Origin of the sequence: Enterococcus sp. DIV0806c (assembly GCF_051710905.1) — a bacterium.
Taxonomy (GTDB): domain Bacteria; phylum Bacillota; class Bacilli; order Lactobacillales; family Enterococcaceae; genus Enterococcus_B; species Enterococcus_B mundtii.
Map to the genome: position 1 here is coordinate 236104 of NZ_JBIOLO010000001.1, position 21805 is coordinate 257908.

19 protein-coding genes are annotated in these 21805 nt (G+C 40.0%); 15 read left to right on the forward strand and 4 right to left on the reverse strand.

Annotated elements, in window-relative coordinates:
• Nucleotides 1–4: 4 nt before the first annotated feature.
• Genes IGK77_RS01160 through IGK77_RS01170 form a run of 3 tightly spaced genes read right to left on the reverse strand, consistent with a single transcriptional unit; the run spans nucleotide 5 to nucleotide 2733 of the window.
• Complete coding sequence (locus IGK77_RS01160; RefSeq protein WP_023518952.1) at nucleotides 5–922, reverse strand: osmoprotectant ABC transporter substrate-binding protein; 918 nt, start codon at nucleotides 920–922, stop codon at nucleotides 5–7.
• Nucleotides 919–1560, reverse strand: coding sequence for an ABC transporter permease (locus IGK77_RS01165; RefSeq protein ID WP_010736596.1), 642 nt, complete (start codon nucleotides 1558–1560; stop codon nucleotides 919–921). The genes IGK77_RS01160 and IGK77_RS01165 overlap by 4 nt, the downstream gene beginning before the upstream one ends.
• A gap of 3 nt (nucleotides 1561–1563) precedes the next feature.
• Complete coding sequence (locus IGK77_RS01170; RefSeq protein WP_071866126.1) at nucleotides 1564–2733, reverse strand: betaine/proline/choline family ABC transporter ATP-binding protein; 1170 nt, start codon at nucleotides 2731–2733, stop codon at nucleotides 1564–1566.
• Nucleotides 2734–2994: 261 nt separating this feature from the next.
• Between IGK77_RS01170 and queA the strand changes: the two genes are divergently transcribed.
• The gene (gene queA / locus IGK77_RS01175) at nucleotides 2995–4026 is read left to right on the forward strand and encodes a tRNA preQ1(34) S-adenosylmethionine ribosyltransferase-isomerase QueA (protein WP_074799596.1); all 1032 of its coding nucleotides are present in this window, start codon (nucleotides 2995–2997) and stop codon (nucleotides 4024–4026) included.
• Nucleotides 4027–4595: 569 nt separating this feature from the next.
• On the forward strand, nucleotides 4596–7256 hold the full coding sequence (locus IGK77_RS01180; protein WP_071866128.1) for a calcium-translocating P-type ATPase, PMCA-type: 2661 nt from the start codon (nucleotides 4596–4598) through the stop codon (nucleotides 7254–7256).
• A 64-nt stretch (nucleotides 7257–7320) separates the two neighbouring features.
• Here the strand turns inward: IGK77_RS01180 and IGK77_RS01185 are convergent, their stop codons facing one another.
• A complete protein-coding gene (locus IGK77_RS01185; RefSeq protein WP_071866129.1) occupies nucleotides 7321–8013 on the reverse strand; it encodes a DUF975 family protein in 693 nt (230 codons plus the stop codon).
• Nucleotides 8014–8220: 207 nt separating this feature from the next.
• On the opposite strand from IGK77_RS01185, the gene tgt reads away from it, so the two are divergent.
• From tgt to IGK77_RS01250, 13 genes are all read left to right on the forward strand, one after another.
• Nucleotides 8221–9366, forward strand: a complete 1146-nt coding sequence (tgt, locus tag IGK77_RS01190) for a tRNA guanosine(34) transglycosylase Tgt (protein WP_010736591.1) — start codon at nucleotides 8221–8223, stop codon at nucleotides 9364–9366.
• 93 nt (nucleotides 9367–9459) lie between these two features.
• The gene (yajC, locus tag IGK77_RS01195) at nucleotides 9460–9837 is read left to right on the forward strand and encodes a preprotein translocase subunit YajC (RefSeq protein WP_010736590.1); all 378 of its coding nucleotides are present in this window, start codon (nucleotides 9460–9462) and stop codon (nucleotides 9835–9837) included.
• Nucleotides 9838–10153: 316 nt separating this feature from the next.
• Entirely contained in the window at nucleotides 10154–12751 is a 2598-nt protein-coding gene (gene adhE / locus IGK77_RS01200; RefSeq protein WP_019722420.1) for a bifunctional acetaldehyde-CoA/alcohol dehydrogenase, read from the forward strand.
• Nucleotides 12752–13029: 278 nt separating this feature from the next.
• Nucleotides 13030–13284 (forward strand): hypothetical protein, encoded by a 255-nt coding sequence (locus tag IGK77_RS01205; protein WP_071866131.1) that lies wholly within the window; start codon nucleotides 13030–13032, stop codon nucleotides 13282–13284.
• Between the two features lie 199 nt (nucleotides 13285–13483).
• Nucleotides 13484–14590 carry a beta-galactosidase BglB gene (gene bglB, locus IGK77_RS01210; RefSeq protein ID WP_071866132.1) on the forward strand — a complete coding sequence of 369 codons (1107 nt, stop codon included), beginning with the start codon at nucleotides 13484–13486 and terminating at the stop codon, nucleotides 14588–14590.
• Between the two features lie 16 nt (nucleotides 14591–14606).
• A complete protein-coding gene (gene dctP / locus IGK77_RS01215; protein ID WP_071866133.1) occupies nucleotides 14607–15626 on the forward strand; it encodes a TRAP transporter substrate-binding protein in 1020 nt (339 codons plus the stop codon).
• 3 nt (nucleotides 15627–15629) lie between these two features.
• Entirely contained in the window at nucleotides 15630–16109 is a 480-nt protein-coding gene (locus IGK77_RS01220) for a TRAP transporter small permease (RefSeq protein ID WP_071866134.1), read from the forward strand.
• A 10-nt stretch (nucleotides 16110–16119) separates the two neighbouring features.
• On the forward strand, nucleotides 16120–17415 hold the full coding sequence (locus IGK77_RS01225) for a TRAP transporter large permease (protein ID WP_071866135.1): 1296 nt from the start codon (nucleotides 16120–16122) through the stop codon (nucleotides 17413–17415).
• A 13-nt stretch (nucleotides 17416–17428) separates the two neighbouring features.
• A complete protein-coding gene (locus tag IGK77_RS01230) occupies nucleotides 17429–18268 on the forward strand; it encodes a sugar phosphate isomerase/epimerase family protein (RefSeq protein WP_074799597.1) in 840 nt (279 codons plus the stop codon).
• 58 nt (nucleotides 18269–18326) lie between these two features.
• Nucleotides 18327–19238: an AraC family transcriptional regulator gene (locus IGK77_RS01235; protein WP_066026117.1), complete on the forward strand. Its 912-nt coding sequence runs from the start codon at nucleotides 18327–18329 to the stop codon at nucleotides 19236–19238.
• Between the two features lie 51 nt (nucleotides 19239–19289).
• Nucleotides 19290–20051 carry an IclR family transcriptional regulator gene (locus IGK77_RS01240; RefSeq protein ID WP_074799598.1) on the forward strand — a complete coding sequence of 254 codons (762 nt, stop codon included), beginning with the start codon at nucleotides 19290–19292 and terminating at the stop codon, nucleotides 20049–20051.
• A 93-nt stretch (nucleotides 20052–20144) separates the two neighbouring features.
• Nucleotides 20145–20789: a bifunctional 4-hydroxy-2-oxoglutarate aldolase/2-dehydro-3-deoxy-phosphogluconate aldolase gene (locus IGK77_RS01245; RefSeq protein ID WP_041684164.1), complete on the forward strand. Its 645-nt coding sequence runs from the start codon at nucleotides 20145–20147 to the stop codon at nucleotides 20787–20789.
• Nucleotides 20790–20795: 6 nt separating this feature from the next.
• Nucleotides 20796–21803, forward strand: a complete 1008-nt coding sequence (locus IGK77_RS01250) for a sugar kinase (protein ID WP_074799599.1) — start codon at nucleotides 20796–20798, stop codon at nucleotides 21801–21803.
• The last annotated feature ends 2 nt before the right edge of the window (nucleotides 21804–21805 follow it).

Genomic DNA, 21805 nt, shown 5'->3' on the forward strand with positions numbered 1-21805 from the left:
ATCGTCACTCCCCTCCAAAGTATTGGTTTTCTTTTAAAAAGCGCTCTGCGACGACAGAAGGCTCAACCAAATTATTGTCTGCTTCATAGTTCAATTGTTGCATTTTTTCAGTGCTGATCGTATTACTTAATTTTGTTAATGCTTCTGCTAAACCCGGCGTATCTTTTAATAGTTGATTATCTACAACCGGTGCAGCGTCATAAGGTGGGAAAAAACTCAAGTCATCTTCTAGCATGACTAGATCATAACTAGCAATACGTCCGTCTGTCGAATAACCTAAAACGATATCCATTCTCCCAGCTTCTACAGCGTCATAGACTAGACCGATCTGCATAGGCAAGATGGAATCAAATGAAAAGCCATATGTTTCTTTGAAGCCGTCATAGCCATCTCCTTTACGATTGATCCAGGAAGTATCCACTCCAGCGACAAGTTCATCGGCGACATTTTTCAAGTCACTGACTTTCTTTAAATTGTATTTTTCCGCAGTATCTTTGCGAACAAGAAAAACGTAGGTGTTCTCGAATCCATAAGAAGGAAACCAAGTTTGATCATACCTTTTTTCAAATTCACGTTTTACGATATCAAATGCTTTTTCAGGATCTTTCTCAGGCGGTAAATTAAGGGTAGTAGTCAAATCTGTCCCTGTATAGCGAGCGGCAGAAATAGACGCGTCGCCGTTCATCATCGCTTGATGATTGATCGTCGTCGTTGCTAAGTTATTGATGATCGTCGTATTTTTTTCCGTATAGTGTTCAACCATCCCAGCAACGATACTGGCAATGATCTGAGCTTCAGAAGTGATCCCACCGGTGATAGAAATCGTATCTTCATCCGTATTACTTGCCAATCCTGGGAAGGAGCAACTTGCAAGTAATAAGACGGTCAATACGAGAACGACACTATTTCTGATTCGTTTCATTCGTCATTCTCCTCCCTCAATGCGATCGGAGTTAACCGATTCTCCAATAGTCCTAATAAGAAATCTGCAAGCAATGCTAAGATCGTTACAGGGATCGTTCCAGCGAAAATCAAATCGGGTTGATAATTATTCAAACCGCTAAAAATCAAATCGCCTAGTCCGCCTGCGCCGATGTAAGAGGCAAGGGTTGCCCATGCAATCACATAGACTGCTGCTAACCGAATACCTGCCATTATCGTCGGCATAGCGATCGGCAATTCGACAGAAAAAATCGATTGGATATTTGTCATCCCCATGCCTTTTGCGACATCGCGGTAATTCCAATCCACATTTTTCATCCCAATATAGGTATTTCTTAAAATAGGTAAAAGGGAATAGATAAATAGGGCAATGATTGCAGGCAATTTACCGACACCGAATAAAGGAATCATAAGTGCTAATAGGGCAAGAGAAGGGACCGTTTGTAACGCACTGGTCAGACCAATAACAATCGTTGCGACTTTAGGAAAACGCGTCAAAAGAACACCTAAAGGAACAGCAACGGCAATCCCGATGACCAATGCAATTGCTGAAATATAGAGATGTTCGAGACTTTTTGAGAGGATCTCAGCGCCATGTTGTTGAAAAAATTCGGCCATTGGTTAAACCTCCTTTGTTTCAGATGGCGTACCAATTGCATCAGTAAGCGATGATTCTTCGCCCCAGATCACGTCATAGACGATGTCGACAAGAGATGCTCGAGTTAAAATACCAACGACTTTATTTTGTTCATCAACTACTGGCACATATTTTAAGCCACGTTTTAAGATTCGTTGTAGGGTATCACGTAAGTAAGCGGATTGTTTTACATAAAAAACATCCTTGTTCAAGATATCGCCAACACTTGAGACTTTGCCACGTTTTTTATCGATTGTTTCAACATCGATAAATCCTTTTAAGGTATTTGAATTATCAGTCACTAAAAGCGTATCGACACGTTTTTCACGCATCAATTTGATGGCTTCTTGCAATGATTTTTCTGGTGTGATCGTGATGGCTTGGTTCAGCATGACTTCGCCTACTTTTGTTGTATCTGGTTTGGCTTGAAGCAAGCGATCTTCACCGATCAATTCTTCGACAAATTCATTGGCAGGGTGGCGTAAAATGTTTTGTGGGGTATCAAATTGAATGACTCTGCCTTCGCTCATGATTGCGATGCGACTGGATAATTTGATTGCTTCATCCATATCATGTGTCACGAAGACAATCGTTTTTCCTAAACGTTCTTGCAGATCCTTGACTAAATCTTGTAAGGAATCTCTTGTGATAGGGTCTAGTGCACCAAAAGGTTCATCCATCAAAATGATGTCTTGGTTCGCCGCTAATGCACGAACGACACCGATACGTTGCTGTTGACCACCAGATAACTCATGTGGGTAACGATCAAGCATTTCACGAGGAAGCTCCACCAAGTCGATCATTTTCTCTGCTGTTTTGTTCCGTTCTTCTTGGCTGACCTTCAATAATTTTTGCACAAGAGTGATATTTTCTCGGATCGTCATGTGAGGCATCAAACCGATACTTTGGATCACATAGCCGATTTGTCGTCGGAGTTCAACGGGGTTGATTTCTTGGATCGACTTTCCATCAATCAAAATCTGACCTTCTGTCGGGTCCGTCATGCGGTTAAGCATCCGCATCGTAGTGGTTTTTCCGCTACCACTTGTACCGATAAAACAAATAAATTCGCCCTTTTCAAAAGAAATGTTGACGTTCTCGACCGCGACTTTTCCACCTTTATAAATTTTTGATACATTCTGAAATTCGATCATATTTGCACCTCTTCTTTTCTTTTCCATAAAGAATGTTCTTATAATAGTATGCCTAAAATAACTAAGGAATACAAATTTGATGATTTATTTACTATACAAATAACTAGACTAGTAGGCGTTTTTTGAATTTATAAATAAAATATAGCTGAAAAGATAACGTAACTAATCAAAAATGAATGGAATGATAAGATTTTTGCTTTTTGGCATTGTCGGCATAAAATGGTAAAATAAAAGGGCCAAACAGAGAAAGTGAGTGACGATATGTTAACAACAGAAGATTTCGATTTTGAGTTACCCGAAGAACTGATTGCCCAAACACCATTAAAAGACCGGGATCATTCCCGATTACTTGTGGTTGACCGCAAGACAGGTGAGATGATGGATAAACATTTTCATGAAATCATTGAGGAATTAAATCCTGGTGATGCGTTAGTGATGAATAATACACGCGTATTGCCTGCGCGCTTATACGGTGAAAAAGTAGAGACGGGTGCCCATTTAGAAGTATTGCTTTTGACCAATACGGAAGGTGACACGTGGGAAACACTGATCAAACCAGCCAAACGTGCCAAAGTAGGAACGGAGATCGTTTTTGGTGACGGCCGTCTAAAAGCAGTTGTGAAAGAAGAGCTAGATCATGGTGGACGAATCATTGAATTTGCCTATGAGGGGATTTTCTTAGAGAATCTAGAAGCACTTGGTGAAATGCCGTTGCCTCCTTATATCAAAGAACGTTTAGAAGATCCAGATCGCTATCAAACTGTCTATGCAGAAGAGAATGGCTCAGCAGCTGCGCCAACTGCTGGCTTGCATTTCACGACAGAATTATTAGATGAAATCAAAGCAAAAGGCGTAGAGCTTGTCTATTTGACACTTCATGTCGGTCTAGGAACCTTCCGTCCAGTGAGTGTCGATAAAATCGAAGAGCATGAAATGCACAGTGAATTTTATCGTTTGACCGAAGAATCTGCTACTCGCTTGAATCAAGTTCGCCAAAATGGCGGGAAAATCGTGGCAGTAGGAACGACTTCAATCCGCACATTAGAAACGATTGGTACGAAATTTGATGGTGAGATCAAAGCAGATAGTGGTTGGACCGATATCTTTATTACGCCAGGGTATGAGTTCAAAGTAGTTGAAGCTTTTTCTACGAATTTCCACTTGCCAAAATCCACTTTAGTGATGCTAGTCAGTGCGTTTGCTGGTAGAGAATTAACATTATCAGCTTATCAACATGCCATTGATGAACGTTACCGTTTCTTCAGTTTTGGCGATGCGATGTTTGTGAAGTAACTTTTTAAGATAAAAAAGACCCCGACTCTCGATTAGTCGGGGCTTTTGTGCTTCGGAAGGAAACAAATAAATAGAATTAGTGTAACTTTCCATAGAACATGCAAAGTACGGTGTTGAATTTCTTCTTGATAAACAAAAAATCTTGTTTTCTTTACATCTTCAACAGTTGAATCATCTCTTGTTCCTATTCAATTTTCAGATGTTCATGTTATTTAATTGTTACGTATCCCACTACTTCTTTTTTTGAACGATTTTCGTTTCAAACAGTCATACGCATTCACTATTTATAATGGTTACTTCACATGCTCGTTAAGGTGAAACTTGTACTTCTAACAACTTTGTTTGCTTATACTACTCTATCGAGAAATTCTTCTATCTATTTGTCTTTTCCTCCTTCCTTATGGTTAAATCATACCACGTTTTGGTAGCGTTTGCAATGAATATGTATCGATTATTTTAAAATATTTCTCTTCATATATATATGCGATATAGTTGAATTAATTAAAAAAAAGATGTTATACTAAAATAGTACGTTATACATAACGTATGATTTTTAAAGGAGGTATAGGATGGATAGTTACAAAAAAACAATAGAAGAAATAGCAGAAGAAACAAAAGTAGATATAGATCAAGGCTTGTCGATGACTGAAGCAAAAGAAAGAAGTCAAAAACAAGGCAAAAATCAATTCGAAGAAGCCCCCAAAGAATCACTCTTCAAAAAATTTATACGAAGTCTTTCAGATTTCACCACGATTGTTTTGTTAGTTGCCGCAGTCATTTCATTTTACACCGCATTTGCAACTGAACATGGAGACCTGTTCGAAGGACTCTTGATCATTGCGATTGTTATCATCAATTCAGTTCTAGCGATTGTTCAAGAAGGAAATGCAGAAAAAGCATTAGAATCCCTACAAGATATGAATAAACAAACCGCTACGGTCCTCAGAGATGGTAAAGTAGAAAAAGTAGATGCTGAGAATCTAGTTGTCGGGGATGTGCTGGTATTAGAAGCAGGATCAGCAATTGCTGCGGATGCTCGCTTAGTTGAAACATCACAATTACGTGTAGAAGAATCAGCTCTAACCGGTGAAAGTGAGGCTGTCGAAAAAGACGCAGGTTACATAAGTCAAGAAGATGACTCTCTCGGTGACCAATTGAACATGGTCTTTAAAGGTTGTACTGTTGCTGCTGGTCGTGGGAAAGCGATCGTCACAGCGATTGGTATGCAGACCGAAATGGGAAAAATCGCCGGATTATTAAATGACCATACAATGCAGAAAACACCACTACAAGTCCGTTTGAATCAATTAGGGAAGCGAATCAGTGTGATTGCATTAGCTGCTGCTGCCTTAGTCTTTTTGATTGGTGAACTTCAAGGTGAACCGTTACTTGAAATGTTCATGACTTCGATTTCCTTAGCTGTTGCCGCAGTACCAGAAACATTAACTGTTATCGTTACGTTGACACTTGCTTATGGTGTACAGAAAATGGCGAAAAAACATGCGATCATTCGTCAGCTGCCAGCTGTTGAAACGCTCGGTACTGCGAATGTCATCTGTTCGGATAAAACCGGTACACTGACACAAAACCGGATGCGCGTCCGTCGCGTGTGGAGTAAAGAAGATGAAGTGACAGACGTCGAAGATTCAATGACAAATAGCGCCATGGAAATCTTAAAAATGGCTGCATTATGTACCGATGTGACGGTTGAAAAAGAGGACGATGAATTGATCGTCAAAGGTAATCCAACGGAAGCAGCAATCGTACGTGCAGTTGAGGAAAACTATCATACAAAAGAAGAATTAGAAGAAAAATACCCAAGGGTTGACGAACTCCCATTCGACTCTGATCGAAAAATGATGACGACTGTCCATAAAATGGGTGATAAGTATATCTCTATCACAAAAGGCGCATTTGATGTCTTAGCACCAAAATTTACGTCTGGAGATGTTGAACAAGCAGAAGTGGTCAACGACCGTTTTGGGAAACGTGCCTTACGTGTAATTGCAGTAGGTTATCGAACGTATGACGAAAAACCACAAGAAATCACTTCAGAAGCTTTAGAAAAAGATCTACGTTTGATTGGCTTGATCGGTATGATCGATCCGCCACGTCCTGAAAGTAAAGGTGCTATCAAGCGTGCGAAAAAAGCTGGTATCAAAACAGTGATGATCACTGGGGACCATGTCGTCACTGCCAGTGCGATTGCCAAAGAATTGGGAATTTTGACCAATAGTAACGAAGCTCTTTCAGGTGCGGAACTCCGTGCGTTATCTGATGAAGAATTAGATGATCGAGTAAAAGATTTATCGGTTTATGCTCGCGTAACCCCAGAAGATAAAATCCGAATCGTCAAATCATGGCAACGAACAGGTGCTGTGGTCGCAATGACAGGTGATGGTGTGAACGATGCGCCAGCATTGAAAGCAAGTGATGTTGGTTGTGCGATGGGGATCACCGGTACAGATGTAGCGCAAAGTGCCGCTGACATGATTTTGACCGATGACAACTTCGCTACGATCGTAGATGCCGTTAGCCAAGGACGTTCTGTTTATCAAAATATTCGAAAAGCGATCAATTTCTTATTAAGCTGTAATATCTCTGAGATTTTTATCGTATTGATTGCGATGTTAGTTGGTTGGGGGGCACCATTTACAGCCGTTCAACTGTTGTTCGTAAACGTTGTCGCTGATGGACTGCCTGGTTTTGCTTTAGGAAGAGAACCAGCAGAGGAAGGGATCATGAATGAAGCGCCAATTCCTAAAAATGAAGGGATTTTCGCTCGTGGTCTAATGAAGAAAATTGCCATCAATGCAGGAATATTTACGGTAGTCACTTTATTTGGTTACTACTTAGGAAGCTTCGTCGATACGATCAGCCCTTGGGTCGATGCTAGTCAAGAAGTTGGCCAAACCGTCGCATTTCTAGTATTGGCTTACTCTTCGATCATCCATGTCTTTAATGTTCGTAGTAGTCAATCGATTTTCAAAGTGAACTTAGCAACGAATAAATCGTTAGTGGAAATGGCGATTCTTTCCCTTCTTATCACGTCAGCAGTCGCTTTATTACCATTCACGCAAGAATTATTTGGGTTAGTTCATATTAGTTTGAATCATTGGTTCTTAGTAGGAATCTTGTCGATTATACCGATTGGGGTCAATGAATTGATCAAGTTCCACCAATTGCCAGATGAGGAAGAGACAGTAGAAGCACCAGAATCTGAAATGTAAAAAAATAAACACCAAAAAAGGATTGGAGATTTTCCAATCCTTTTTATTATGGTGAAAAAGCTGATTAAACTTGTTTTGGTAATTGTTCGTAAAAAGCAGCTTTAGTTGCAGTGATGTATGGATTCAACCATAGATAACCGATACCGACTGTAGCAATTGCTAAGATGTGCCATCCGATAAACGATAAGTCTAACCAGAATAATTTTCCTTTGTAGCCATCCATCAATTTGCGGCTTGCAGTGATCGTATCAAGGATTTTTGGTTTTTCGCCTGTTTCTGTTACGACATCATAGTAAATGAAATAACTTTGAGAATAGGCATACCCTTTGATGATCCCAGGAATGACTAAAAGCAATGCCCATAACGTAGTGAAAATCGTTGTCACTAGTGCTAACAATAGAACGCCACCGAAGAATACGCCTGAAAAACCGCGGAAAGCATCTTTGAATGGTTCGATCGTTGTTCGTTTCCCACGGATAATGTCTAAATAGGTCCAAGAAATCCCACTCATGAACAATGCACTGATGATCGTAGAAACGATCCCTCCGCCTGAACTACTGCTACTTGAACCACTCACCATTTCTTGCATTGCGCTACTGTCTTGCATCGTTGCAATCAGTAAAGCAGTAGGTAAAGCTAAAATAAGAATAATAGCAATTGTGATCAATGTTGGAATCAGATTTAATAGAATTGCTTGCCCCCAACGTCCCTTTAAGCTGTCTTTTGCTTGTTGTTTTAATTCCCCAGAAGATACCATATTTTCCACTCCTTTTTTTTGATAGTCTTAGTATATCAAAGAAGGACTGATTTTGCTCTAGGAATCCTCTTTCGTTATTGAAAGGTGCACAAAAAAAGCAGGTTAAAAAAACCTATAAAAAAAGAGAAGCTCTTGCAAAAAGTAGTTGAAAAGATTATGATGGTGGGAGTTGCAAACGTGATTCTATAAAAGAAAGTAGGGAATTGAATGACAGAACCTGCCATTCGTTATCGTTTAATAAAAAAAGAAAAACATACAGGCGCCCGCCTTGGTGAATTGATTACTCCTCATGGAACATTTCCAACGCCGATGTTTATGCCTGTGGGGACATTAGCGACCGTTAAAACTATGTCGCCGGAAGAACTAAAAGAAATGGGTGCAGGCGTGATTTTGAGTAATACCTACCATTTATGGCTTCGTCCTGGAGAGGATTTGGTCGAAGAAGCAGGTGGCTTGCATAAATTCATGAATTGGGACCAGCCGATTTTAACAGATTCTGGTGGATTCCAAGTCTTCTCATTAAGCGATATGCGGAACATCGTTGAAGAAGGCGTGCATTTCAAAAACCACTTGAATGGTTCAAAAATGTTTTTGTCTCCTGAAAAAGCCATCAACATCCAAAATAAATTAGGTTCTGATATCATGATGAGTTTTGATGAATGTCCTCCATTTGATGAGAGCTATGATTATGTGAAAAAATCAGTCGAACGAACTTCTCGTTGGGCAGAACGTGGATTGAAAGCTCATGCGAATCCAGATCGTCAAGGATTATTTGGTATCATCCAAGGAGCTGGTTTTGAAGATTTACGTAAACAAAGTGCGAAAGACTTGATCAGTATGGATTTTCCTGGGTATTCCATTGGGGGCTTATCTGTCGGTGAACCAAAAGCTGAGATGAACCGTGTATTAGAATTTACGACACCGTTGATCCCAGATCATAAACCACGTTATTTGATGGGAGTAGGGGCTGCGGATTCATTGATCGATGGTGTGATTCGTGGAGTCGATATGTTCGACTGTGTTCTACCGACCAGAATCGCTCGTAACGGGACATGTATGACATCGCAAGGACGATTAGTCGTAAAAAATGCGCAATATGCCCGGGACTTCCGTCCAATCGATGAAAAATGTGATTGCTACACTTGTAAGAATTATACGAGAGCGTATATTCGTCACTTGATCAAATGTGATGAAACATTTGGGATCCGTTTAACGTCTTATCACAATTTATACTTCTTATTAAACTTGATGAAACAAGTTCGACAAGCGATTATGGATGATAACTTATTAGAGTTTCGTGCAGCCTTTTTCGAAGAGTATGGGTTCAATAAAGAAAACGCAAAAAGTTTCTAGCAGGATTTGTGAAATTTAGTTAAAAAACTAGTTTCTAGCGCCTTTTTCTGCTAAAGTGTTTAGTGTAGATATTTAGTTAGTGAGGTGAAAAAAATGGGTTCATTACCAATGTTAGTGATGTTCGTTGCCCTATTAGGGATGTGGTTCTTTATGTCACGTACACAAAAGAAACAACAACAAGAACGTCAAAATTTGCTTGATAGTATGAAAGCTGGCGATGAAGTAGTCACGATCGGTGGACTTCATGGCGTAGTCTCAGAAATCGACGAGACAAATCGTACAGTTGTTTTAGACTGCGAAGGGATCTTTTTAGAATACGATCGAGCAGCCATCAAAACGGTAAAACCAGGTACAGGCGCGATGACAAGCACACCAATCGCACCAGTAGAAGAACCGACAGAACCAGAAGTAATTGAAACTGTTGAAGTTCCAGAAACACCTGAAGAGAAAAAAGAAGAAAAAGAATTGTAGACATCGGTTGTTTGCCACGCGTTGGCTAAATGTACAGGAGTTAGAGCATTCTTTATCAAAAAGACTGATAGTCATTCCTATCTCATATGGAGATAAGATGGCGATCAGTCTTTTTTTTTGTAACTTTACTAAATAAATCACTTATTCCATTATTGAAGGGTTACTCGATGTTCAATCCTACTGAATGGACTATTTTCTAAAGAAAAACATAACTGTGAAAAAAATCACAAAAAAGTATTTACATCGAAAAAAAAGTGTTGTATGATGTGTATGTGAAATAATTAACAAATAACCATGACTCAGTAGGAGGAACATAATGGCTAAGATAATGGAAAAAGAAGAGACGAAAACTGTTGATGTACAAGCGATGATCGACGACTTGGCGACAAAAGCAAATGTCGCGTTGAAAGAAATGGAAAGTTTCGATCAAGAAAAAGTAGATCACATTGTGCATGAAATGGCAATGGCTGCATTAGATCAGCACATGCCTCTAGCAAAAATGGCTGTAGAAGAAACTGGCCGTGGAATCTATGAAGATAAAGCAATCAAAAATATGTATGCTTCAGAATATATTTGGAACAGTATCAAATATGACAAAACTGTCGGAGTAATTAATGAAGACACTCAAAAAGGATTGATTGAGATTGCTGAACCAGTCGGCGTCGTTTGTGGAGTAACACCAACAACGAACCCAACTTCAACAACGATCTTTAAATCAATGATCGCTTTGAAAACCAGAAACCCAATCGTTTTTGCTTTCCATCCAAGCGCTCAAAAATGTTCCGCTGAGGCAGCAAGAGTCGTTCGTGATGCAGCCATCGCAGCAGGTGCGCCAGAAAACTGTATCCAATGGATCGAGCATCCATCGATCGATGCGACTTCAATGTTGATGAACCATCCAGGAATTGCGATCGTATTAGCAACTGGTGGCGCAGGCATGGTAAAATCCGCTTATTCAACTGGTAAACCAGCTTTAGGTGTTGGACCGGGTAACGTTCCTGCATATATCGAAAAAACAGCAAAAGTAAAACGTGCAGTGAATGACTTGATCGTATCAAAAACATTCGATAACGGAATGATTTGTGCTTCTGAACAAGCAGTCATCGTAGATAAAGAAATCTATGCAGCCGTAAAAGCAGAATTCCAAGCACACCAAGTTTACTTCGTTAAACCAGCAGAGCTTTCAAAATTAGAAGATGCTGTCATGAATGAAGGTAAATACGCTGTAAATCCTGCAATCGTGGGTCATTCAGCAATGGATATCGCAAAATTAGCAGGAATCAATGTACCAGAAGGAACTAAATTATTAGTGGCAGAATTAGAAGGTGTAGGGCCTGATTATCCACTTTCACGTGAGAAACTTTCACCAGTTTTAGCAATGGTCAAATCAAATAGTACAGAACATGCTTTCGAATTATGTGAAGGAATGTTGAACCTTGGTGGATTAGGACATACAGCTGTCATCCATTCAGAAAACGAAGAGTTGCATGTCCAATTCGGACTACGCATGAAAGCCTGCCGTATCTTAGTCAACACACCATCAGCAGAAGGCGGAATCGGAAATATCTACAACGAAATGATTCCATCATTGACACTAGGTTGTGGTTCATACGGAAAGAATTCTGTTTCAAGAAACGTATCAGCAGTCAACTTAATCAACGTCAAAACTGTAGCGAAACGGAGAAATAACATGCAATGGTTCAAATTACCACCAAAAATCTTCTTTGAAAAGAACTCTTTGCTTTACTTGGAAAAAATGGAAAACGTCGAACGTGTCATGATCGTTTGTGACCCAGGTATGGTCCAATTCGGCTACTGTGACACTGTAAGAGAAGTATTAGCACGTCGTAAAAATGATGTGAAAATCGAGATCTTCTCAGATGTTGAACCAAACCCTTCAACAAACACAGTTTACGCTGGTACAAAAATGATGGCGGACTTCAAACCAGATACAGTGATCGCTCTTGGGGGCGGATCAGCAATGGATGCGGCAAAAGGCATGTGGATGTTCTATGAGCACCCAGATACTTCATTCTTTGGTGCCAAACAAAAATTCTTAGACATCCGTAAACGTACGTACAAGATCGACAAACCTGAAAAAACTCAGTTTGTATGTATCCCAACAACATCAGGAACTGGTTCAGAAGTGACACCATTTGCGGTAATCACAGATAGTGAAACACACGTGAAATATCCGTTAGCTGACTACGCATTAACACCAGACGTGGCGATCGTTGACCCACAATTTGTTATGTCAGTTCCCGCTTCAGTTACGGCTGATACAGGTATGGACGTCTTGACACATGCCATCGAATCTTATGTATCTGTGATGGCTTCTGATTACACTCGTGGATTAAGTTTACAAGCAATCAAATTAGTCTTTGACTACTTGGAAAAATCAGTGAAAACACCAGATATGGAATCACGCGAAAAAATGCATAATGCGTCAACAATGGCTGGTATGGCCTTTGCCAATGCTTTCTTAGGAATTTGTCACTCAGTTGCGCATAAAATCGGTGGAGAATACGGTATCCCTCATGGACGTACAAATGCGATCCTATTACCGCATATCATCCGCTACAATGCGAAAGATCCACAAAAACATGCGATGTTCCCTAAATATGACTACTTCCGTGCGGATACAGACTACGCGGATATCGCGAAGTTCTTAGGTTTGAAAGGGAAAACAACAGCAGAGCTTGTAGAAGCATTAGCAACAGCTGTTAGCGACTTAGGAAAATCTGTTGGTATCGACATGAGCTTGAGAGCGCAAGGCGTGACGCAAGAAACATTAGACACAACAGTTGATCGCATGGCTGAATTAGCGTATGAAGATCAATGTACAACAGCCAATCCAAAAGAACCATTGATCAGTGAATTGAAACAAATCATTATCGACGCATATAATGCGTAATTCATAACTAAAAGTTGTCCCAACAACGAATCAAGCATGAGAGAATCTTCTCACTTGGTTCGTTGTTTTTTCTTTTTAAGATAATGATTATCAAGCGATACATCAGAAGAATTTACGAAAAATAATTGTTGTAGAATCGCTCAATATGTTGTTAGAAGAGAAAAATGTCGTAGCTTTTTTTTCTGATTTCTAAAAAAAGAAGTATTAGATAACTCGAATAATAGGCATTTTGATGAATATGCTATGCTACTATTTTCTATAAAAAAGGAGATGAGATCTTGAAGAAATATATTGTTACTTTGTTGATTGCATGTGTCGTTTCTCTTGGACTATCCTTTCTTTTGGAACGAGAAATCTTACGTAACATTGGCATTGGCTTACTTTTGATCGGAATTGCACTTTCTGGCACAGCAGTTTCAGGGGATCGGATGCGAGCGAATCAGGAGAATAGCGAGTTGGGATTTCGTAAGAACTACTTTTGGTTTCCATTAATTGCTTGTTTGCCATTTTTTATGGTGTATACATTTTTATGAACTGTTGATTTTGAAACCATGACGAGCGATAAACGTCATGGTTTTTCTTTTGGTAGCACTCTTTTTCGCATGAAATCCATTAATAATCTTGTTATGTCAATTTTAGATAGTTTTTGTTCAAATGATGCTATTTATTGAGAAAGCGTTTACTGATATATTAACAGCATAGAATGAAAGCGTTTAAAAAGGAGAGGGAAAATTGATTATTAAAGAGGAACTATTTGTACAGAAAGAAGTTGTGGAAGAAACAATCGCTCGATTAGTGGAGAATTTGACGACGATCAACGATGATTCAGGTGAATTTTTATTGGATTTTGATGGGTTAAAGGTGGATGACAAAAGTTGGTCTGTTTGGAATTGGCCACAAGGTGTAGGGCTATACGGTATCTACAAAAATTATCAGTTGACTAAAAATCCTCGTGCGGCGGAAGTGGTGAAGGAATGGTTTGAAGCACGGATGCAAGAAGGCGCACCGCCAAAAAACGTCAACACGATGGCACCAATCCTCACGATGGCGTATTTATATGAGGAGACAGGTGATACACGCTACTTGCCTTACTTGCAACAATGGGCGGAATGGGTCATGAATGATATGCCTCGGACAGAGGAAGACGGATTACAGCACGCTACATATGGACCAGAAAATAAGAATCAATTGTGGGATGACACGTTGATGATGACGGTTTTGCCATTAGCCAAAATCGGTAAGCTCCTAGATCGTCCAGAATACCTAGAGGAAGCCAGATACCAATTTATGATCCACATCAAATATTTGATGGATAAACGTACAGGTCTTTGGTACCACGGGTGGACCTTTGAAGGTAATCATAATTATGCGGAAGCATTTTGGGGACGAGGAAATTGTTGGTTGACGATTGCGATTCCTGAGATCATCACGATTCTTGAACTGAAAGAAGGAGATGCTTTCCGTAAATTATTAATCGAAACGCTAGAAGCACAAGTGCAAACCTTAGCAAAATATCAATCAGAAAGTGGCTTATGGCATACCTTGATCGATGATCCAACCTCATACTTAGAATCATCTGCGACAGCAGGTTTTGCTTACGGTATTTTAAAAGCAGTGCATGAGCGCTATTTGCCTAAGAAATATTTAGAGATCGCCTATCGTGCCATTCAGGGATTGCTTGAGCAAGTAGATGAAACTGGCGAAGTCCAAAATGTTTCGGTAGGTACAGGGATGGGCGATGATCTAGAGTTTTACCGTACGATCGGCAAGACAGCGATGCCTTATGGCCAATCGTTACTTGTATTATGTCTGACAGAATTACTTGTGTCGTATTGTTGATAGAAAGGAGAAAAAAATGAAAAAAACACTTGCTTTTGCTTTTTGTTTACTGGGAATCCTCGGTTTGAGTGGTTGTGGTAGTCAGTCAAGTGTCGGTGTTGTCGCAAATGCAGAGGAAGAAGCAACGATTACTTTACGTTTTGCTTATGCCAGTAATAGTCAGCCGGTCATTGATGCAATGAATAAATTCGGAGAGTTAGTAGAAGAAAAAACAGCTGGCTCAGTCAAAGTAAAATATTTTCCTGATGGTCAATTGGGGGGAGAACGTGAATTGATCGAATTGACTCAATCAGGTGCGATTGATTTTACGAAAGTCAGTGCCTCTGCGTTAGAAAGTTTTTCTAAAGTCTATTCGATTTTTTCAGTTCCTTACTTGTTCAATGATGAGCAACATTTCTTCAATGTCATGGAGAACGAAGAAATCATGCAACCCATTTATCAATCAACGACAGATTTAGGTTTTTCTGGTCTCACCTATTATGATTCAGGGCAACGTAGTTTTTATATGGTCGATGGACCGATCCACACACCGGATGATCTAAAAGGGAAAAAAATCCGAGTGATGCAAAGTGAAACGGCCATTAGAATGGTCGAATTACTAGGCGGATCACCTGTACCGATGGGCAGTGACGAAGTATATACTTCGCTACAGTCTAACTTGATCAACGGATCAGAGAACAATGAATTTGTTTTGTACACAGCCGGGCATGGTGGTGTAGCCAAGTATTATTCCTATGATGAACATACACGAGTACCGGATATCATCATTATGAATGATGCGATCAAAGAACGTTTGACTACTGAACAACAACAAGCAATCGAAGAAGCGGCGAAAGAATCAACGATTTTTGAAATCGAAGCATTCGCTCAAGCAATCGAAGAAGAAAAAAGAGTAGCAACGGAAGAATATGGCGTCCAGTTCAATGAAGTGGACAATACGCCATTTCGTGAAGCAGTCGCACCGTTGCATGACGAATTCAAAAATCATCCAGATTTTCAAACGCTTTACCGAATGATCCAAGAAGAAGGGGTGTAATCGATGAAAAAAGGAATCAGTCGGCTGTTAGAATTTCTAGGAGCATGTCTGTTGATCGGTATGATCATCATTGTCTTATGGCAAGTATTCTCGCGAACGATTTTGGGTAATCCAAATACTGTAACAGAAGAATTAGTGCGTTTTGGGTTAGTCTGGTTTGCGATGCTATCTTCCGCTTATGTAGTGGGTCAAAAAGGGCACTTAGCAGTTACGCTGTTAAGTGAGAAACTGACTGGCACAAAAGCGAATGTATTGGAGATCGTCGTTCAGTGTCTTTTTCTGGCTTTTGCAATCACGATCATGGTTTATGGTGGTTGGAATGCTGTGACATTGACGATGGGGCAAATTTCCCCTTCATTAGGGATTCCGATGGGCTATGTCTATTTATCGGTGCCGGTCTCAGGTGTTTTGATCATTATCTACAGTTTGATCAATTTGATTGAAGCAATGAATGGGAAGTCTGTCGTTCAGGAAAAGGGATAGGAGGAATTTGATGGCTTTAGAAGCAGGTGCAATTTTATTTTTTGTTTTTGTCTTTTTATTGATTGTTGGAATGCCCATTGCAATCAGTATCGCTTTTTCATCGATGCTCACGTTGTTATTAGTGATCCCCTTTGATGTCGCAGCGTTTAGTTCTGCGCAAAAAATGGTCGGGAGTATCAATAGTTTCTCATTGATTGCCATTCCATTTTTCGTTTTTTCAGGAATCATTATGAACCATGGTGGGATTGCCAAGAAATTAGTTGATTTTGCTATGTTGTTTGTTGGTCGGATACCTGGGTCCTTGGCCCATACGAATGTTTTAGGAAACGCATTGTTCGGCTCAATCTCCAGTTCGGCGATTGCTGCTTCGACAGCGATTGGTGGGGTGCTGATCCCGCAACAAGTAGAAGAAGGGTACGATCGTAAATTTGCGACAGCAGTCAATATTGCTTCGGCACCTACAGGGATGGTGATCCCACCAAGTACAGCCTTTATCATGTATTCTTTAGTTGCCGGAGGCGCTTCGATTTCAGCTCTATTTATGGGTGGCTATTTAGTGGGAGCTTTGTGGTCGTTAGGAATCATGCTCGTTGCATTTGTAGTGGCGAAGAAAAATAAATATCCGACAGTACCAAAAGGACAAGGAAAGCAAGTCGGAAAAGTGTTAAAAGAAGCAATCCCAAGTTTAGCTTTGATCGTTATCATCATTGGTGGTATTTTAACAGGGTTCTTCACAGCTATCGAAGCATCTGCGATTGCGGTATTGTATTCTTTATTGATCTCCATGTTCTTCTACAAGACAGTGAAACTACAAGATATACCAAAGATGTTGGTACAAGCCGTGGCGATGTCGGGAACGATCATGTTTTTATTAGCGACGTCTTCCATGATGTCATTTGCTATGGCATTTACTGGGATACCTCAAGCAATCAGCAGTCTGATCATTGGAGTTACTGATAATCGCTTCATTATTTTATTATTGATCAATATCATTTTGTTACTTGTTGGGATGTTTATGGATGTCGCGCCAGCGATTTTGATTTTTACTCCGATTTTCTTGCCTATCGCGACAAGTGTTGGTGTGGATCCAGTCCATTATGGCTTATTTTCGATCATGAATCTTTGTGTCGGTTCCATTACCCCGCCAGTAGGTACCGGACTATATGTAGGAGCGAGTGTTGGTGGAGTTAAAGCAGAAGCGATGTTAAAGCCACTGTTACCATTTTACGGTGTCATATTAGCAGTTTTATTGTTGATTACGTATTTTCCACAAATCGTGATGTGGTTACCGGATCTATTAGGATAAAGGAGAAGCCATGATGAAATTAAACCTAGCCGCCAGAGGGCATGACTTGAGCCATGTACAAACCGTGGATGATTTAGCAAAAAAAGCGAGTCAACAAAACATTTCTACGCTACAATTGGCATTAAGTCGTTCATTTCCTACACTTTCAGCAGATGGACAAGCCATCAATGCTGGAATGGGGCAATATATGAAGAATATCCTCGCAAAAGAAGGCATAAGTGTCGGTATATTAAGCTGTTATATCAACATGATCCATCCTGATCTATCTGTTCGTGAAACGGTGCTTCATCAATTTGAACGATATCTCCAATATGCTGCAAGCTTCGGAGCGACGATGGTCGCAACCGAGACGGGGAGCGTGAGTGAAGCGGGTTATACAGAGGAGAACTTTTCAGATGAAGCCTTCTTACAGATCGTTGAAGCCATTCACCGATTAGTACGAGCTGGAGAAAAACATCGTATGATGGTGGGCATCGAACCAGGCTTGAATCATCCGTTGTATTCATTGGATCGTGTGGCAGAGTTAGTTGCCATGATCGATTCGGACTATCTAGGGATCATTTTAGACCCAACCAATCTAATCACTGCAAAAAACTATCATCAACAAGTAAGTTTAGTCGAAGAAGCCTTTGAACGGTTTGGAGAAAAAATTTGCGGATTGCATATGAAAGATTATATTGTTTCTAACGAAGAAGAAATCATCCCGGTAAATCTAGGGACAGGCATGATCGATTATGAAGCCATCGTAAACATCGCACAGAAACATCGTCCTTATCTTTATATCGTCTTAGAAGAAACAAAAGATGATGCACTAAAACAAGGTGTAATCATGTTGGAACAAGTCACTGGATAAGAAAATAATAGAATGTATCATTGTTCAATAGTGAGCAATCGGGAAAAGGGGGATAGAGATGGAAAAGAAACCGATCAATGGAAAACAAGTGAATACGATGATTTCGGATCAGTATGAGATTTATCATGTAAAAGATATCGTTAGCCAAAACAAAACGGTTTATCATCATCATGATTTCTATGAGATCCATGCTACTTTAGAAGGAGAAGCCATTTTTTATTTAGATGGTCGTCAGTTTACGATACAACCAGGAAATGTTTTGTTGATCCATTCAAGAGATCTGCATCGGATCGTTCGTCAATCAACTGACGTATTCGAGCGTGTCTACATGTTTATCACCCCTGCATTCTTAGAGAGTCGTTCCACCAAGTGGTCCAATCTATCCGCCTGTTTTTGGCCGATCGGTGAACGCCGAAGCCGGATATTACATATTGAACCACAAGTACTAAAAGAAAAACTTTCTTTTATCGACCAAACGTTGGATCGAAAAGATTATGGTGCAGATATTCGTTATGAACAAGCACTAGTCGAATATTTGATTTTTCTCAACCGTATGGTACAGATCGAAGAACATATTTCGGAAGAAAATTTCACTGTGCCGAATGAACGGTTAGAAAAAATGCTCCAATTTGTCGCAAAGAATTTGAGTGAACCACTCTCCCTTAAACAAATGGAAAAAGAATTCTTCATCAGTAAATATCATGTGACTCGCGAATTCAAAAAACATACTGGTTTTACCTTTCATCAATACGTGATGAAGAAAAAACTACTTTATTCAAAACAACTATTAAGAGAGTACGGCAGCTCAAGTTCCGTTTATAGTAAATGTGGTTTCGCTTCTTATCCTCACTATTTACGCGCATTCAAAACCGAATTTGGCGTAACTCCCAAAGAATTTTTGAAAAAAGATCTGGCAGGAGAGTTTGTTCATTATACGCATTATGAAGAAGAAAACAAAGATCCCTTTTAAATTATTGTTCTTTCCGATATAATTTCCTATATAGAAATAGGAGAGTGGAATATGGAAAACAAAAAACCTTATGGAACCGTTCTAATCAAAGCTTCACATATTTTAGATTATCTAGCAGAGCATCCAGATGCTTCATTACAAGAAATTGCGAAAGGTATCGACATGACGTCGTCTACTACATTAAAAATTTTAGATACGTTATCCTTGATTGGTTATGTAAATAAAAATCAAGAAAAAAATTATCGTTTAGGCGGAAAACTGGTCCGATATGCAAACAAAAATATCGATCAAATCGATCTAGTTGAACGCACTTTGCCATTTTTGGAAAAACTACAACAAACAATTGACGAAACTATTCATCTAGGTATTTTAGACAACAACGAGATTCTCTATGTCAATAAGTTGGACCCTAAAAATCAAACGATCCGTATGTCTTCAAAAATCGGTATCACGAGACCTTTATATAGTTCAGCAATGGGGAAAGCCGTCTTGGCGCATTTTACGGAAGAGCAATATCAACAGTATATTGAAAAATGTCCTCTGATCCCATTCACTGAATATACGATTACCAATCCGTTAAAACTAAAAAAAGAGATCCAGCAAGTCAAACAAACAAAAATCGCCTTCGATGATGAAGAAGTCGAAAAAGATATTTTTTGCATCGGTACCTCTTTAGTTCATGAGAACCAAGTGGTTGGAGCGTTTAGTGTCAGTATGCCGAAATACCGATTAAGTGAAGAAAGCAAAGCTCAAATCATTCAAACGATCCTGCAAACGAAAGAAGAAATCGAAAAAACTTTTGAAAAAAACTAAAAAGCGTTTGCATTTTTTTATTCCTGCCGTATAATGAAGATGTAAATTTCTTTATTGTAAACTATAATTTCCAAATAAGAAATGGGTGGGAAAATGAAAAAAATGGATATCTTATCTCGTTTGAAACAAGCGGGAGTTATTGCAGTCGTACGAGGAGCAACAAATGAAGAAGCGCTGAATGCTTGTCACGCGATTATCAAAGGCGGACTAACTGGCATTGAGTTGACCTTCACCGTGCCACAAGCAGATCGGGTAATTAAAGAACTAGTAGAAACATACAAAGACCAACAGGATGTGGTGATCGGTGCAGGGACAGTGTTGGATGCTATTACTGCGCGTTTAGCGATTTTAGCAGGTGCTGAGTATATCGTCAGCCCCTGTTTTGATCAGGAAACCGCAGAACTATGCAATTTATACCAAATCCCTTATTTACCAGGATGTATGACGATCGATGAAATCAAAACAGCGCTAAAAAGTGGCGTAGACATCGTCAAACTATTTCCTGGAAGTGCTTTCGGTCCAAGTATCATCTCTGCATTCAAAGCGCCGATGCCCCATGTCAATATCATGCCTACTGGTGGGGTCAGTTTAGAAAACATGCAAGAATGGTTTGAGGCAGGCGTGATCACTGTTGGTGTTGGTGGGAACTTGTTGGCTCCAGCAGCTCATGGCGATTTTGAGGAAGTGACAAAAGTCGCACAACAATATGCGGCAAAAATGAAAGAAATTACGAGGTAACCGCTCATGGGAAGAGTCGTGACACTCGGAGAGATCATGCTACGCTTGTCGACAGAACAGGGACAACGGTTACAAGACAGTGATCATTTTTGCGCGCATTATGGCGGTGGGGAAGCGAATGTCGCGATCTCATTAGCAAATTATGGACATACGGTTTCGTTCATGTCAAAAGTCCCAGAACATTCACTGGGTCTGGCAGTCGAAAAACACTTACGAAGCTATGGGGTAGATACTAGTCTACTGCTGAAAGGCGGCCCTCGGCTCGGCACATATTATATGGAAACAGGGATCGGTGAACGTGCGGCTTCAGTCATTTATGATCGTGCCGGTTCCAGTTTCGCGGTGATGGATTGCTTGGAATGGTCATTGGAGGACTGTTTCAAGGGAGTTGATCTATTCCATGTTTCAGGAATCACACCGGCATTATCAGAAAAGTGGCGAGGGTTGACAAAAGAACTCATGGAAGCAGCCAAACAAGCAGGCTGTCAAATCAGTTTTGATATCAATTATCGGGGCAAGTTGTGGACACAACAAGAAGCGGGTAAAGCGTTAGAACAATTATTACCACTCGTGGATATTTGTTCAGCCGGTGAGATGGATGCGCTTTATTTGTTAGGGATAGCAAAAGCACCTGAAACGACAGTAAATCCACTTATTTATTATTACGAAAAAATGCAAGAAAGATTTCCCAACATCCAAACGTTTTACTCAACCAAACGTACGGTGCATTCAGCGAGTGAAAATGATCTACAAGGTACTTTGTGGATGAAGGATAACTATTTCGAATCGCCCCTTCATCAAGTCACTTCGATCGTTGATCGTGTGGGTGGAGGAGATGCGTTTGCTGGGGGATTGCTTCATGGAATTTTAGAAGAGATGCAACCACAAGCAATTATTGATTTTGCGACAGCAGCCTCTGCGTTGAAACACACGATCCATGGAGATTGCAACCAATTCAATCAAGCAGAAGTTGCTAGTTTTATCGCTAGCGGTTCTGGAAAAATCATTCGATAAAG

Excerpts from the sequence above, each read along its gene's own strand:
- IGK77_RS01160 (WP_023518952.1), bottom strand. The coding sequence starts at position 922 with ATGAAACGAATCAGAAATAGTGTCGTTCTCGTATTGACCGTCTTATTA.
- IGK77_RS01165 (WP_010736596.1), bottom strand. The coding sequence starts at position 1,560 with ATGGCCGAATTTTTTCAACAACATGGCGCTGAGATCCTCTCAAAAAGT.
- IGK77_RS01170 (WP_071866126.1), bottom strand. The coding sequence starts at position 2,733 with ATGATCGAATTTCAGAATGTATCAAAAATTTATAAAGGTGGAAAAGTC.
- queA (WP_074799596.1), top strand. The coding sequence starts at position 2,995 with ATGTTAACAACAGAAGATTTCGATTTTGAGTTACCCGAAGAACTGATT.
- IGK77_RS01180 (WP_071866128.1), top strand. The coding sequence starts at position 4,596 with ATGGATAGTTACAAAAAAACAATAGAAGAAATAGCAGAAGAAACAAAA.
- IGK77_RS01185 (WP_071866129.1), bottom strand. The coding sequence starts at position 8,013 with ATGGTATCTTCTGGGGAATTAAAACAACAAGCAAAAGACAGCTTAAAG.
- tgt (WP_010736591.1), top strand. The coding sequence starts at position 8,221 with ATGACAGAACCTGCCATTCGTTATCGTTTAATAAAAAAAGAAAAACAT.
- yajC (WP_010736590.1), top strand. The coding sequence starts at position 9,460 with ATGGGTTCATTACCAATGTTAGTGATGTTCGTTGCCCTATTAGGGATG.
- adhE (WP_019722420.1), top strand. The coding sequence starts at position 10,154 with ATGGCTAAGATAATGGAAAAAGAAGAGACGAAAACTGTTGATGTACAA.
- dctP (WP_071866133.1), top strand. The coding sequence starts at position 14,607 with ATGAAAAAAACACTTGCTTTTGCTTTTTGTTTACTGGGAATCCTCGGT.
- IGK77_RS01220 (WP_071866134.1), top strand. The coding sequence starts at position 15,630 with ATGAAAAAAGGAATCAGTCGGCTGTTAGAATTTCTAGGAGCATGTCTG.
- IGK77_RS01225 (WP_071866135.1), top strand. The coding sequence starts at position 16,120 with ATGGCTTTAGAAGCAGGTGCAATTTTATTTTTTGTTTTTGTCTTTTTA.
- IGK77_RS01230 (WP_074799597.1), top strand. The coding sequence starts at position 17,429 with ATGAAATTAAACCTAGCCGCCAGAGGGCATGACTTGAGCCATGTACAA.
- IGK77_RS01235 (WP_066026117.1), top strand. The coding sequence starts at position 18,327 with ATGGAAAAGAAACCGATCAATGGAAAACAAGTGAATACGATGATTTCG.
- IGK77_RS01240 (WP_074799598.1), top strand. The coding sequence starts at position 19,290 with ATGGAAAACAAAAAACCTTATGGAACCGTTCTAATCAAAGCTTCACAT.
- IGK77_RS01245 (WP_041684164.1), top strand. The coding sequence starts at position 20,145 with ATGAAAAAAATGGATATCTTATCTCGTTTGAAACAAGCGGGAGTTATT.
- IGK77_RS01250 (WP_074799599.1), top strand. The coding sequence starts at position 20,796 with ATGGGAAGAGTCGTGACACTCGGAGAGATCATGCTACGCTTGTCGACA.